Genomic DNA, 12,612 nt, shown 5'->3' on the forward strand with positions numbered 1-12,612 from the left:
CCAATTTTCGGATCAAGCCCATGCCGACAGATACCTCTTCCCTCTATGAAATCCGCGACGAGCGTTTCCGCCAATTGATTGTCGGCAATGCTGAGCTTGAAGAGCTTTATTCCGGCTGCCGCTGGGCCGAAGGCCCGGTCTGGTTCTCCGACCTCAATTGCCTGTTGTGGAGCGATATTCCCAACCAGCGGATATTGCGCTGGGTGCCGGAAGACGGCGTCTCCGTGTTTCGCCAACCCTCCAATTTCGCCAATGGAAACACCCGCGACCGGCAGGGCAGACTGGTTTCCTGCGAACACGGCACACGGCGCGTGACCCGCACAGAGGTTGACGGCTCCATCACTGTGCTGGCCGACAGCTATCGCGGCAAGAGACTGAATTCCCCCAACGACGTCATCGTCCGCTCCGATGGCAGCGTATGGTTTACCGATCCGACCTATGGAATTCTGTCCGACTACGAGGGCTACAAATCGGAGCCCGAGCAGGAAACGCGCAACGTCTACCGCCTCGATCCATTGACAGGCGAGATCGACATCATGGTGGATGATTTCGGCCAACCCAACGGATTGGCCTTCTCACCGGACGAAACCAAGCTTTACGTTGCCGATAGCTCATCCAGCCACGACATTACCCGCCCGCGCCATATCCGCGTTTTCGATGTGGTTGACGACAAGCGTCTGACGGGCGGGCAGGAATTCTGCGCGCTGGACAACGGCTTGCCTGACGGTTTCCGTCTGGATGTCGCGGGCAATCTCTGGACCAGCGCTGGAGACGGCGTGCATTGCTTTTCGCCCGAGGGCACGCTGCTGGGCAAGATCAAGATACCGCAGACGGTCGCGAACCTCACCTTCGGTGGCCCGCGCAAGAACAGGCTGTTCATCACGGCGACGAAGTCGTTGTATTCGATTTACGTGGCGGCCACGGGTGCGCAGTACCCTTGAGCAGCGGCCGTTCGCGACAACCAACGGGTTGCCTTACCAAATTTACGGTTAGGCAACTTTGGGAAAAAGTGCTGTTGGCGTAACGGGGATTGCCAACTTTTCAAAGCTTGGCTTCGCCAGCAGATATCCTTGGATAAGGGATACTCCGAGATCCCTCAGTGCAGCCAGCTCGTCCTCAGTCTCTACGCCTTCGCACAGGGGGACGATTGCCAAGTCCTGCAGCATATTCAGGGTGTGTTTGACAATTGTGCGTCTTACCGGATCGGTGTCGATGCCACGGATCATATCCATATCGAGCTTGACGATGTCGGGCTGGAAATGGGTGAGAAGACCCAGTCCTGAGTGACCCGCACCAAAGTCGTCTATTGCCGTCTTGAAACCCATATCCCTGTATGTTCTCAAGATGTGGAGCACATGCTTGGTATCGAGCACTTCGTTTTCCGTGAACTCGAAAATGATGCGGTCCAGCGGAAAGCCGGTTTTCATAGCCGTTGCCAATGTGAGGCGAATGCAGGCCCGCGGCTCGTAGACGGCGTTGGGCATGAAGTTGATCGAGAGCTTCACATCGTCAGCCGGGTCGTAAAGGCTTGACGCGAGCTCAATTGCCTTGACCCGGCATTGCTGATCGAAGGCGTAGCGATTGTCGGCCTTCACCTGCCCAAGAACGGTGCCCGCACCTTCGCCATTCGGCCCGCGCACCAATGCTTCGTGAGCAAAGACCTTGCCTGTGCTGATATCGACAATGGGCTGAAACGCCATAGAGAATGGCACATCGAAAGCTGCACCATCGCGGCAACCATTGCACTGTGTCGGCATTGTTCATGCTCCCCATGTCGTTGTTTTTCGGAATATTAGATTATAAGGCATTAAGCTTCTGTTGCTGTACCATTTCCAATTGCAACCTTTCCCAGATGACCATGCGCTTCGTCTGCACGGCGCTCGCTTTTCGCCATCAGAGACGGCATGATGATCAGACGTGATTTCCACCCAGCGCATTCGAGACCGATATGAACGACGTTCCCAAGCCACCCAGGATCAACCGCGGCAGTCTTCAGGAACTGATAGGGGGCTTGAGCGACGGCATCATCTTTCTGGAGCCTGACGGCAATGTTGCCTGGGCCAATGAATCAGCGCTAGACATGCACCGCGTCGAGAGCGTCGAGGCGCTTGGGGCGGATGCCAAAGAGTATCGGCGCAGATTTACGCTGCGCTATCGCAACAACCATCTTCTCGAAGAAGGCCAATACCCGCTCGAGCGTCTGCTATCGGGCGAGACGATAGACGACGTCACGGTGGAGATTTCGCCAGCCAGCGATCTCGATCTGGTCTGGGTGCACACGGTGCGCAGCATGATCATTTCCGACGGCACCGACAAGCCGGATGTGCTGGCTTTGATCCTGCGGGACGAGACGCCACGCTTCGAGGCGGAAGAACGGTTCGAACGCTCATTCAACGCGAACCCCGCGCCCGGCCTCATTTGTCGCCTGGATGACCACCGTTTCATCCGGGTCAATGAAGGCTTTCTGGAAATGACGGGCTTTACCAAAGAAGAAGTCGTTGGAAAGACGGTCGAGGCAATAGGTCTGTTTTCGAACTGCGAAACCGGCGAGGATGCCTTGACCAAGCTGAACGATGGCAGGGTTATCCGCCACCGTGAAGCGCTGGTGCCACTGCCCGATGGCGGGGACCGGTTGGTGATCGTCGCCGGTGAGCCGATTTCCGTGGTTGAAGAACCCTGTATGCTCTTCACCTTCGCCGATCTCGATGCAAGACGCAAAGCCCAGAATGCGCTGCGCCAGAGCGAGGAGCGTTTTTCGAAATCCTTCAAGCTTTCACCCGCACCCGCAGCCGTTTCCCGGCTGGATGATTTCGTGTTCACCGAAGTCAACGACGCGTTTTTGCAAGTCTCCGGTTACAGCGCCACCGAGATCACCGGTCGCACGGCAAGCGATCTGCGCCTTTGGGAAGACGTGGGCGCACGGCGTGCGCTGGAGGAGAAGCTGCGTGACAATATTTTCGTTCGCAACGAAGCCATGCGCATGCGCCAGAAAGACGGTGGCATGGCCGATTGCCTCGTTTCCGCCGAGCGCGTGGAAATCAATGATGAACAATGCGTGATCTGGGCGCTGCAGGATATAACCGAGCGCAGGCGCAGCGAAGCGCAACTGGTGGAAGCCATCGAAAGTGTGATGGCGGATACATCTTGGTTCAGCCGTTCCATCGTTGACCGTCTGGCGACACTCAAGCACCAATCAACAGCAGCGCCCACAGCACAACTGATGGAGTTAAGCGACCGTGAGCGTGAAATTTTAGGCCTGATCTGCAACGGCCAGAGCGATGCGGAAATGGGAGAGACCTTGCATCTTTCCAAAAACACCATCCGCAACCACATCGCCTCGCTCTATGGCAAAATCGGTGTGAACCGACGGGCAGCGGCGGTCATCTGGGCGCGAGAGCGCGGCTTCACCGGCACGACCGACGCCAAGGCCAAAGCCAAAAAATAATCAAAAACAGGCCGATTTTCGTAAAAAAGGTCATTTTCTACCAATTCGAATAGTACTTTCCACTCTGCAAAAGCTTGGCTTGCAGCTGTATCTCCTATGGCATGGCGTTGGCTCCCACCGACGCCGGATGATTAAGAACACAGTCTTAGGAAGGATACATCATGGATAAGAACCGTATCGAAGGTGCCGCCAAGGAACTGAAGGGCACGATCAAGCAGGCAGCCGGAAAGCTGACGGGCAACAAGAAGCTGGAAGCCGAAGGCCGGGGCGAGAAGCTTGCTGGCGAGGTTCAGGGCAGCGTCGGCAAGGGTGTCGATGCCGTCAAGGGCGCTCTGAAGTAAGCGTTGATCCAGCAATCCGGCTTGCCGCACTGGCAAGCCGGATCTAGGAGGCAATCCCGCAATGTTTTTCCCCGTCTTCTCAGCGCCGTCAGCACCATCTTCTGGCCAGTGTGCAACCAGTGCCGCTATCAAATCGTTATTGGCCTACGCACAGGGTCTAGAAGATTGCCAGATCGATGTTGAGGTTACGTCTGACGTCGTCATGCTCACCGGCAAAGCGTCATGCAACGCAGCCGTGGACAAGGCGATAGGGATTGCCGCCGATGTTTCATCAAGGCCCGTCTTCAGCGACATCGATGTGCGTGAGACATGCCTGACCCCACCCATACCGCCTGCCCTCGACCTCAAAAAAGATCGACGGACATCCGGCAAGATTCTTCACATGAAAAGAGACATAAAATGAAAAAGACACTCATCCTCGCGCTTGCTGGCGCAATGGCCATGACTTCTGCCGCCTCTGCTGCCAGCATGCATCACAACCGCAAACCTGCTGAAAAAGTGGTGGCGCAGCCCAAGCAGCGTCTGGGTACCCTGTCTTGCGAAGTTGCAGGCGGTATCGGTCTTCTTGTAGGCTCCAGCCGCGCGGTTGACTGCCAGTTCAAGCAGCGCACCGGCAAGGTCGAGCGCTACACCGGCACCATCGGCAAGCTCGGCCTCGACGTCGGCGTTACCGGCAAGTCCTATCTCAGCTGGATCGTCGTCAACACCGAACCAACGACCATCGGCCAGGGCAGCCTTGCAGGCACCTATGTCGGCGCATCTGCCCGCGCTTCGGTTGGTGTAGGCCTTGGAGCCAACGCGCTGGTCGGCGGCAACAACAAGAACTTCGGTTTGCAGCCACTGAGCGCCGAGGCTGGCCTTGGCCTGAACGTAGCAGCGGGCGTATCGCGCCTTCAGCTGCGCACAGCAGGCTAACCAAGGATACACGACGCATGGCACCGGGGTGCCATGCGTTTTTTAATCTGCGTCAATACTGAATATGCGATTGCTCGCGCTGCACTCTAGATTGCAACACCATGCGCAACGCAGACTTAGGTTGATCGCATGAGAGCGCAAGAAATCGCTAAATTAAGTCCTCATTAACCATGATCCGCTAGGAATTGTTACTCGTCCGCCGATGTAGGCTGACGCTCTTAGCATTGGTTAGCGCATGACCCACCAGCTGCTTCCGGAATCATCCCGGCGCCTCGGCTTGTTTACAGCATTGGTCTCGCTCGCCCTCACGACACCTTCTTTCGGTCAGTCCGTCTGGACCGGCAGCGCCAACAATGAATTCAGCGATGGAGCAAACTGGAACCCTAACCTTCCGGGTGAAACGGATGCCGCATCGGTAAACAGCGGCTCGCCGCAGGTGACGAATGGTGTGACAATCGACCAACTCGGTGTGGGTGGTGGCAATGTCACGATCACCAACACAGGCACGCTGACGGTCACGAATGACAGCACCATCACGGCTGGCAGCGTCGCCATCAATGCAGGCGGCGTGCTGAACTCGGACGTCAGTCTCAACGGCGGCAGCCTTGGGGTTGACGGTACGCTCAATGGCGAACTGAAGCTGAACAACGGCAATGTGACGGTGAATGGCACGCTTGGCAGTGGCGTCGTTGGCGTGGGCACTGCGCTCTCCAACAATGGTACGGTGGGCAACGTGTCCGTTTCATCAGGCGGAACCTTTGCCAATAATAGCAGCGGCACCGCAGGTGCTGTCGCCAATGCCGGCACCGCCTCCAATGCTGGCACCATACAGTCACTGACGAACACGGCGGGCAATTTTACCAATAATGCAGGCGGGACCATTACCGGAAAGACCACTGTCTCCGGCGGGACCGTGACGAACAATTTCGTCATGACGGATGCCGATGTTGCAGCGGCGGCGGCCTTCGTCAACAATACAGGGGCCACGGCTGGAACCATCAGAAACTCTGGCGCCGTGTCCAACACCGGTACGATTGACTCGGTTCAAAATGATGCGGGGACGTTCACGAACAATGCCGGAGGCGTTGTGACGGGCGTCACGACGGTTTCCGGCGGAAGCGTCACGAACAATGCGCAACTGAGCGAGGTCAATATCGGGGCTGGCGGTACCTTCACCAACACCACCAATGCCAGTGCGGGCGCGGTGACGAATGCCGGAACTGCTTCGAATGCCGGTTCGATTGCCTCTCTGACAAATACCGCAGGAAACTTCACAAACAACAGTGGTGGCGAAATCACCGGAAAGACCGTTGTTTCCGGCGGGACGGTGACAAACAACTTCGTGGTGACGGACGTGGACGTCGCAGCCGCTGCGGCCTTCGTCAACAACGGCGGAGCGACGGCTGGCAATGTCAGGAACTCCGGCACATCGACCAATGCAGGCACCATTGCTTCTGTTCAAAACGATGGCGGCAGCTTCACGAATAATGGGTCGGTGACCGGCGTGACGACCGTCTCCGGCGGAACCGTGACGAACAACTTCATTGTTACGGACGCCGATGTCGCGGCGGCGGCGGCATTCGTCAACAACACAAATGCCACTGCGGGTGCCATCCGCAATGCAGGCACGGTGACCAATGCGGGCACCATCGCGTCACTGCAAAACAACGGCGGGCAGTTCACCAACAATGCCGGTGGTGAGGTTACGGGGACGACACAGGTCGTTGGAGGAACAGTCGTCAACAACGCTAGGCTGGGCGATGTCGAAGTCGGCAAACAAGGCACTTTCACCAACAACAGCGGGGCAACGGCAGGCGCGGTGACAAATGAGGGCACCGCAGCAAATGACGGCACCATTGCTTCTCTTGTTAATGTGGACGGCGCTTTCTCCAACACCGGCATCATCACCGGGACGGCGACGATCTCAGGCGGCGAACTCGTCAATCAGGGAACGGTGACTGGAACAATCGATGTATTTGACGGCGGGCTCTTATCCGGCAGTGGGAGGTCTGGCGGACTGGTCGTCAATTCGGGCGGCACACTTGCTCCCGGACCGGGTATCGCGACGCTGAACGTGGGCGGAAATCTGACGTTTCGCAATGGCTCGATCTATCAACTCGACATCAACGGCAGCGGCGCGTCCGACCGGGTCGATGCGGACACGATCACCATTGACGGCGGCACCTTGCAGATCCGTGCTGCCAGTGGCCGCTATGGTCTTTCGACGGACTATACAATCCTGACAGCCAACAGCATCACGGGCTCCTTCGACAGTGTCGCAAGCGATTTTGCCTTCCTGTCGCCGACGCTTACCTATGGCAACAGCAGCGTTGATCTCAATCTCGATCGCAACACTGTCCGCTTCGAGGACGTTGCGTTGACCGCGAATGATCGAGCCACAGCGGCTGCCGTTGAAAATCTTGGCGTCTCGAACACGCTATTTTCAGCGGTGCTACCGCTTGATGTTCAGACCGCGCAAAGCGCATTCGCCCAGCTTAATGGCGAAATTCACGCGTCTCTCCAGAGTGCTTTCCTATCGGACAGCCAGTTTACCCGCGAAACGATCATCGACCAGATGAACCCTTTGAATGATCGGCGGGCCGCAGATGCCGATGGCGTTTCCTTCTGGACATCGGGCATTCTTGCGCAAAACAATTTCACCAGTGACGGCAATGCCAGAGGGCTGAATACCAGCCTCGCCGGAACCGTCGTAGGTGCTGATGTGGCGGTTTCCGACCATTTGCGACTGGGCGGCGTGATTGGATACAGCCATCTTGCTGCGCAGCCGCAGGCCAGTGCAGATTCCTACCATGTCGGCCTTTACGCAGCGGGCGATATGGGACCTTTAAATATCATCGGTGGCGCGATCTACTCGAAAAACGAAGTTTCGACGCAGCGTGATATCGCATTTGGCACATTCACAGACCAGCTTTCCGCAAAATATAATAGCGCCACAACGCAGGTGTTCGGTGGTATTTCCTGGACTCTGGAAGCAGATGATTTCAGCGTTCAGCCCTTCGCCAATCTGGCCTACATCAACCTCGATACCGATGACTTCAGTGAGAGTGGCGGTGCAGCGGCGCTGTCCGTATCGGGCAGCGACCGTGAGGTGTCTCTATCGACCCTTGGCATCCGCTGGTCGGCCGCTTTGCAAACCAGCGATCTGCCCGTCGTTGCCTCAGGCATGATTGGCTGGCGTCATGCGGCGGGTGACCTGACGCCCGGTATTCTGACCAGCTTCGCTGGCGGCTCGCCATTCGTTCTCGAAGGCATCACCGTTCCGCAAGATGCGCTCGTGTTGAGGGCAGGCATCACAGCCCATCTTTCCAAGTCGGCCCGCCTCTCGCTGACCTATTCCGGGGAGTTTGCGAGCGGCTTTCAGTCGAATGCCGCCCACGCAAACCTGTCGATCGATTTCTAAATCTAGCCACTTGCTCAGCCGCTCTTTCCTTCGATCAGGTCCATCGGCCAGACCTTGCGTTTGATGGCATCGGGATAGTGCGCCTGATAGTCCGGCATAACGGATAACAGGCTTTCGGCAAGGCTGATGCCGAGATCGCGAAGAGACAGGCTGAAGCAGGTAAGGCTTGGCTGCAAAAACTGCGCCTGTGAGCTCTGCCGCCCGATAATGGCGATATCCTTACCAGGCATCAAGCCGACTTCCTCCAGCCCGCGATAGAGGCCTGTCACCAATGTTTCGTTGACGAGAACGACAGCGGTGGGGCGGGTTTCGCAGGCCATGATCTGGCGAGCGACGCCATAACCGCCCGTTTCGCTCGGCGTTGCGCGGAAGATGTGATTGTCTGCCAAAGACAGACCGTGCCGACCGAGCACATCGCGCGCACTCTGGACGAACAGATGACCGAGATTGAGATCGCCGTGTGGCCAAATCAGGCCGATGTGTCTGTGGCCGTTCTTCACCAGTCTTTCGATAGCGACTTCCGCCATGCCCTCAAAATCAAGGTCGATCCAAGGCTGACCGACATCCGTCTGGCTTCGTCCAAGGGTTATGAAGGGAATGTTGTGGCGAGCGAGCAGTTCGAAACGAGCATCGTGGAGACGGGTGGCCGAGAGAATGATGGCGTCGGCAAAACCCCGCGCCACGACACGCTGGAGATAGGCATCCGGGTCTTCGTCGGATGAGCAGAGCAGCGCCACCAGATCAAGCTTATGCCGGGCAAAAACGGTCTGCACGCCATCGAAGACGCTCATGAAGAATGTGTCGCCTTGCCCGGTAATTTCAGGGCCTGTCTGCATCATGAAGCCGATAACGCCGGTCGATCCCTTGCGCAACGAACGTCCCGACTGGTTGGCGACATAGCCCAGCCTGTCGGCCGCTTCGAGAACACGGCGACGCGTTTCCTCATTGACATCCGCTTTTCCATTCAGGGCACGGGAGACCGTACCGATAGAAATATCAAGATGTTCTGCAAGCTGGCGAATGCCTTTCATGAAGTGCCTTTCCACGGCTCTCAAAGCGATTTCCCAAACAGTATTGACAAAAATAGCCTCCTGTCCATAGTATCGTAAACGTTTACGGAGAACCGGAAGAGAAGTTTCGGTTGCCGTAGGAGGAGGATTTCAGTGACATACAATGCCGTTTTGTGTGGATGCGGAGCTATGGCTAAAGGCTGGCTCCGCGCGTTGCAGGCCACACCGCAAATGAAAGAGGCTGTCAGGATCGTTGGTCTGGTCGACCTGAACCGGGCGACAGCCGAGGCGCTTGCTGCCGAGTTCGATATTCAGAACGCCGTGATCGGCACCGATCTGGAAACCGTGCTCACGGAAACCAGGCCGGATATTCTCTTTGACGTGGTCATCCCTATAGCCCGCCATTCCGTGGTCAAAATCGGCCTCGCCCATGGCTGCCATGTGTTGAGCGAAAAGCCGATGGCGACATCCATGAAGGAAGCCAAGGATTTGCGTCGCGCCGCCAAAGATGCGGGCCGCGTCCACGCGGTCGTTCAAAACCGGCGCTTTATTCCCGGCGTGCGCCGCATGCGCCGTCTGGTCGAGAGCGGCATTATCGGTCAGGTGACGGGCATTCATTGCGATTTCTTTTTGGGCCCGCATTTCGGCGGCTTCCGTGAGCAAATGGACAATGTGCTGCTTCTCGATATGGCCATTCACACTTTCGATGCCGCGCGCTTCGTTTCAGGCAAATCACCGCTCTCGGTCTATTGCGTCGAAACCAACCCCGTCGGCTCCTGGTATGCGCACGGTGCTGCGGCCAATGCTATCTTCCGTTTTGCGGATGATGTTGTCTTCACCTATCGCGGCTCCTGGTGCGCCGAAGGTGAACGGACCAGTTGGGAAAGCGCGTGGCGCATCGTTGGCTCTAAGGGCATGCTGACCTGGGATGGCGAGGAGACCTTCAAGGCCGCCGTCGCCGGGACAGAGTCTGGGCTGCTGCATGGCTTCACCCCGGTCGATGTCCCGCTTCCTGATAGCGAAGATGAAACCCACGGCCACGCCAGCGTGATTTCCGATTTCCTTGATGCCATCCACACCGGACGCGAGCCTGAGACAGTCAGTCACGACAACATCAAAAGCCTGGCCATGGTGCTTGGCGCGATTGAAAGCGCCAAGTCAGGCCAGCCCGTTGACATTGCAGCATAAGGACCGGAATAGTGAGCAATCTACAGGGACAATCCATTCGCATAGGCACCATGGTCAGCGCCACAAAGGGGCAGGCCGCTGAGCGTATCGCGCAGATCGCCGACATGGGGTTTGAGAGCTTCGAGCCGTTTTTCTGGCAGACGACCAACGGGCAGGATATCGCCGAACTCGGCAAACGATGCCGTGAAGCCATTGGAGACCGCGACATCACGATCTCGACTATCGGCATGTTCGGCAATCCGCTGGAGGAAACCGATATGGACCTTCAGACCTTGCAGGGCTGGAAGGATTGCATCGATAATGCCCACCACTTCGGTGCTACCTGCGTCGCCGGCTTTACCGGTCGAATCCGCAACAAACCGCTGACCGACAGCCTACCACGCTATAAGCAGGTATGGAGCGAGCTTGCCAAACGTGCAGCCGACAAGGGCGTGAAGATCGCCTTTGAGAACTGCGCAATGGATGGCAACTGGGCGACCGGTGACTGGAACATTGCGCACAATCCCGATGCCTGGGAACTCATCTTCAACGAGACGCCGGACGACAACATCGGTCTCGAGTGGGAGCCCTGCCATCAGATGGTCTATCTGATCGACCCGCTTCCGCAAATCCGCAAATGGGCTTCGAAAATCTTCCACGTTCACGGCAAGGATGCGACCATTCGCTGGGACGTCATTCGTGAACACGGCATTTTCGGCAAGCATCCGTTCGTGTTCATGCGCACGCCCGGCTTTGGTGACAGCAACTGGACGGACATCATTTCCGAGCTGCGGCTGGCTGGCTGGTCCGGCTCCATCGATATCGAAGGTTGGCACGATCCGGTCTACCGCGACGCGCTGGAAATGACCGGGCAGGTTCACGGGCTCAACCACCTCAAGCAAGCGCGCGGCGGCAGCTTCGTCGTCGATCCGGTCTAACGCATGCAATGCAAAGGGATGCCGCGCGGAGGAGTGCGCATCCCGGTCGATGAAACATGGATAACCACAAGGAGGAGAACATGGGTATCCGCAATTACACGATTGCCATAGCAACAGCGCTTGCAACGAGCGTTTCACTCTTCGGCATAAGCGCGCAAGCAGAGGACGTAAAGTTGACGCTGTGGTCGCTCGACCGCGACATTCAGCCAGCGCCGAACCTCATCAAGGAATTCAACGCGCAAAAGAACGGCATCCAGATCGAGTATCGCCAGATACAGTTCGATGATGTGGTGAGCGAAGCGATGCGCGCCTACTCGACCGGCAACGCGCCTGATATCATCACTATCGACAACCCAAACCATGCCATGTTCGCATCGCGAAAAGCCTTTGTCGATCTGACCGACATGATTGCCAAATCGACGGTTATCAAGCCCGAGAATTATTTCCCCGGCCCCCTCGCCTCCGCCACATGGGACGGAAAATATTACGGTGTGCCGAAAGCCACGAATACGATAGCGCTTTATTACAACAAGGATTTGTTCAAGGCCGCTGGGCTTGACCCGGAAAAGCCGCCGCAGACTTGGGATGAGCTGCTGGAAACAGCCAAGAAGCTGACTGATCCGTCCAAGAATGTCTACGGCATTACCTTCTCGGCCAAGGCCAACGAGGAAGGTACCTTCCAGTTCCTGCCTTGGGCACAGATGGGTGGTGCGACCTACAAGTCCATCAACAGCGAAGGGGCGGTCCGCGCACTGACAATCTGGAAGCAATTGCTGGACGGTAAGATGACGTCTCCCGATACGCTGACGCGCAGCCAGTGGGATTCCACGGCAACCTTCAATGCGGGCAATGCCGCCATGGCCATTTCCGGCCCGTGGGAAATCGACCGCATGCTGACGGATGCCAAATTCGACTGGGGAACGGCCTTGTTGCCGGTGCCACAGCAGGGAGCCGAGCGCTCTTCCGCCATGGGCGATTACAACTGGGCGATTTTCTCCAATACCAAACATCCTGAAGAGGCCTTCAAGGCGCTTGAGTTCTTCGCCTCCAAGGATGTGACGATGTATAAGGATTTCGGCCAGATCCCCGCTCGCTCTGACGTGCCGATCCCGCCAACGGGCAATACGCTGAAAGATGCGGCTCTAAAGACCTTCGTAGAGCAGCTGAAATATGCCAAGCCACGCGGCCCTTCGCCGGAATGGCCGAAGATTTCCAAGGCAATTCAGGACGCCATACAGGCGGCATTAACCGGCCAGATGGAGCCAAAGGCAGCACTCGATCAGGCTGCAGAGAAGATCAAGCTCATCGAAGGTTGAGGCTGACGCCTTTCTCGAAAACCGATGGCATGCGTGCCATCCAGCTTTTCCTCCCGCGG

At 57.2% G+C, this 12,612-nt stretch carries 11 protein-coding genes; 9 read left to right on the top strand and 2 right to left on the bottom strand.

Going from position 1 to position 12,612, the window contains the following annotated elements; genetic code table 11:
• Window positions 1-20 precede the first annotated feature (20 nt).
• On the top strand, window positions 21-941 hold the full coding sequence (locus ABUK73_RS12920; protein WP_353577635.1) for an SMP-30/gluconolactonase/LRE family protein: 921 nt from the start codon (window positions 21-23) through the stop codon (window positions 939-941).
• A 48-nt stretch (window positions 942-989) separates the two neighbouring features.
• On the opposite strand, the gene ABUK73_RS12925 is transcribed toward ABUK73_RS12920, so the two are convergent.
• Window positions 990-1,757, bottom strand: coding sequence for an EAL domain-containing protein (locus ABUK73_RS12925; RefSeq protein ID WP_353577636.1), 768 nt, complete (start codon window positions 1,755-1,757; stop codon window positions 990-992).
• Window positions 1,758-1,948: 191 nt separating this feature from the next.
• On the opposite strand from ABUK73_RS12925, the gene ABUK73_RS12930 reads away from it, so the two are divergent.
• The 5 genes from ABUK73_RS12930 to ABUK73_RS12950 all read left to right on the top strand — a co-directional run bounded on the left by ABUK73_RS12930 (window position 1,949) and on the right by ABUK73_RS12950 (window position 8,122).
• A complete protein-coding gene (locus ABUK73_RS12930; protein WP_353577637.1) occupies window positions 1,949-3,445 on the top strand; it encodes a helix-turn-helix transcriptional regulator in 1,497 nt (498 codons plus the stop codon).
• A 161-nt stretch (window positions 3,446-3,606) separates the two neighbouring features.
• A complete protein-coding gene (locus ABUK73_RS12935) occupies window positions 3,607-3,786 on the top strand; it encodes a CsbD family protein (protein ID WP_113085781.1) in 180 nt (59 codons plus the stop codon).
• 61 nt (window positions 3,787-3,847) lie between these two features.
• Complete coding sequence (locus ABUK73_RS12940) at window positions 3,848-4,189, top strand: BON domain-containing protein (RefSeq protein ID WP_353577638.1); 342 nt, start codon at window positions 3,848-3,850, stop codon at window positions 4,187-4,189.
• On the top strand, window positions 4,186-4,701 hold the full coding sequence (locus tag ABUK73_RS12945; RefSeq protein WP_353577639.1) for a DUF992 domain-containing protein: 516 nt from the start codon (window positions 4,186-4,188) through the stop codon (window positions 4,699-4,701). The genes ABUK73_RS12940 and ABUK73_RS12945 overlap by 4 nt, the downstream gene beginning before the upstream one ends.
• Before the next feature lie 277 nt (window positions 4,702-4,978).
• Window positions 4,979-8,122, top strand: a complete 3,144-nt coding sequence (locus tag ABUK73_RS12950; RefSeq protein WP_353577640.1) for an autotransporter outer membrane beta-barrel domain-containing protein — start codon at window positions 4,979-4,981, stop codon at window positions 8,120-8,122.
• 14 nt (window positions 8,123-8,136) lie between these two features.
• Here ABUK73_RS12950 and ABUK73_RS12955 read toward each other — a convergent pair whose 3' ends face one another.
• Window positions 8,137-9,153: a LacI family DNA-binding transcriptional regulator gene (locus ABUK73_RS12955; RefSeq protein ID WP_353577641.1), complete on the bottom strand. Its 1,017-nt coding sequence runs from the start codon at window positions 9,151-9,153 to the stop codon at window positions 8,137-8,139.
• Window positions 9,154-9,285: 132 nt separating this feature from the next.
• On the opposite strand from ABUK73_RS12955, the gene ABUK73_RS12960 reads away from it, so the two are divergent.
• From ABUK73_RS12960 to ABUK73_RS12970, 3 genes are all read left to right on the top strand, one after another.
• Window positions 9,286-10,320 (top strand): Gfo/Idh/MocA family protein, encoded by a 1,035-nt coding sequence (locus ABUK73_RS12960; protein ID WP_353577642.1) that lies wholly within the window; start codon window positions 9,286-9,288, stop codon window positions 10,318-10,320.
• Window positions 10,321-10,370: 50 nt separating this feature from the next.
• On the top strand, window positions 10,371-11,237 hold the full coding sequence (locus ABUK73_RS12965; protein WP_454892370.1) for a sugar phosphate isomerase/epimerase family protein: 867 nt from the start codon (window positions 10,371-10,373) through the stop codon (window positions 11,235-11,237).
• 80 nt (window positions 11,238-11,317) lie between these two features.
• Entirely contained in the window at window positions 11,318-12,553 is a 1,236-nt protein-coding gene (locus ABUK73_RS12970; protein WP_353577643.1) for an ABC transporter substrate-binding protein, read from the top strand.
• Window positions 12,554-12,612 lie beyond the last annotated feature (59 nt).

Source organism: Agrobacterium vacciniicorymbosi (assembly GCF_040427045.1).
Classification (GTDB): Bacteria; Pseudomonadota; Alphaproteobacteria; order Rhizobiales; family Rhizobiaceae; genus Agrobacterium.

Coding starts and splice junctions, on each gene's coding strand:
- ABUK73_RS12940 (WP_353577638.1), top strand. CDS start 3,848: ATGTTTTTCCCCGTCTTCTCAGCGCCGTCAGCACCATCTTCTGGCCAG.
- ABUK73_RS12965 (WP_454892370.1), top strand. CDS start 10,371: ATGGTCAGCGCCACAAAGGGGCAGGCCGCTGAGCGTATCGCGCAGATC.
- ABUK73_RS12935 (WP_113085781.1), top strand. CDS start 3,607: ATGGATAAGAACCGTATCGAAGGTGCCGCCAAGGAACTGAAGGGCACG.
- ABUK73_RS12925 (WP_353577636.1), bottom strand. CDS start 1,757: ATGCCGACACAGTGCAATGGTTGCCGCGATGGTGCAGCTTTCGATGTG.
- ABUK73_RS12920 (WP_353577635.1), top strand. CDS start 21: ATGCCGACAGATACCTCTTCCCTCTATGAAATCCGCGACGAGCGTTTC.
- ABUK73_RS12970 (WP_353577643.1), top strand. CDS start 11,318: ATGGGTATCCGCAATTACACGATTGCCATAGCAACAGCGCTTGCAACG.
- ABUK73_RS12945 (WP_353577639.1), top strand. CDS start 4,186: ATGAAAAAGACACTCATCCTCGCGCTTGCTGGCGCAATGGCCATGACT.
- ABUK73_RS12955 (WP_353577641.1), bottom strand. CDS start 9,153: ATGAAAGGCATTCGCCAGCTTGCAGAACATCTTGATATTTCTATCGGT.
- ABUK73_RS12930 (WP_353577637.1), top strand. CDS start 1,949: ATGAACGACGTTCCCAAGCCACCCAGGATCAACCGCGGCAGTCTTCAG.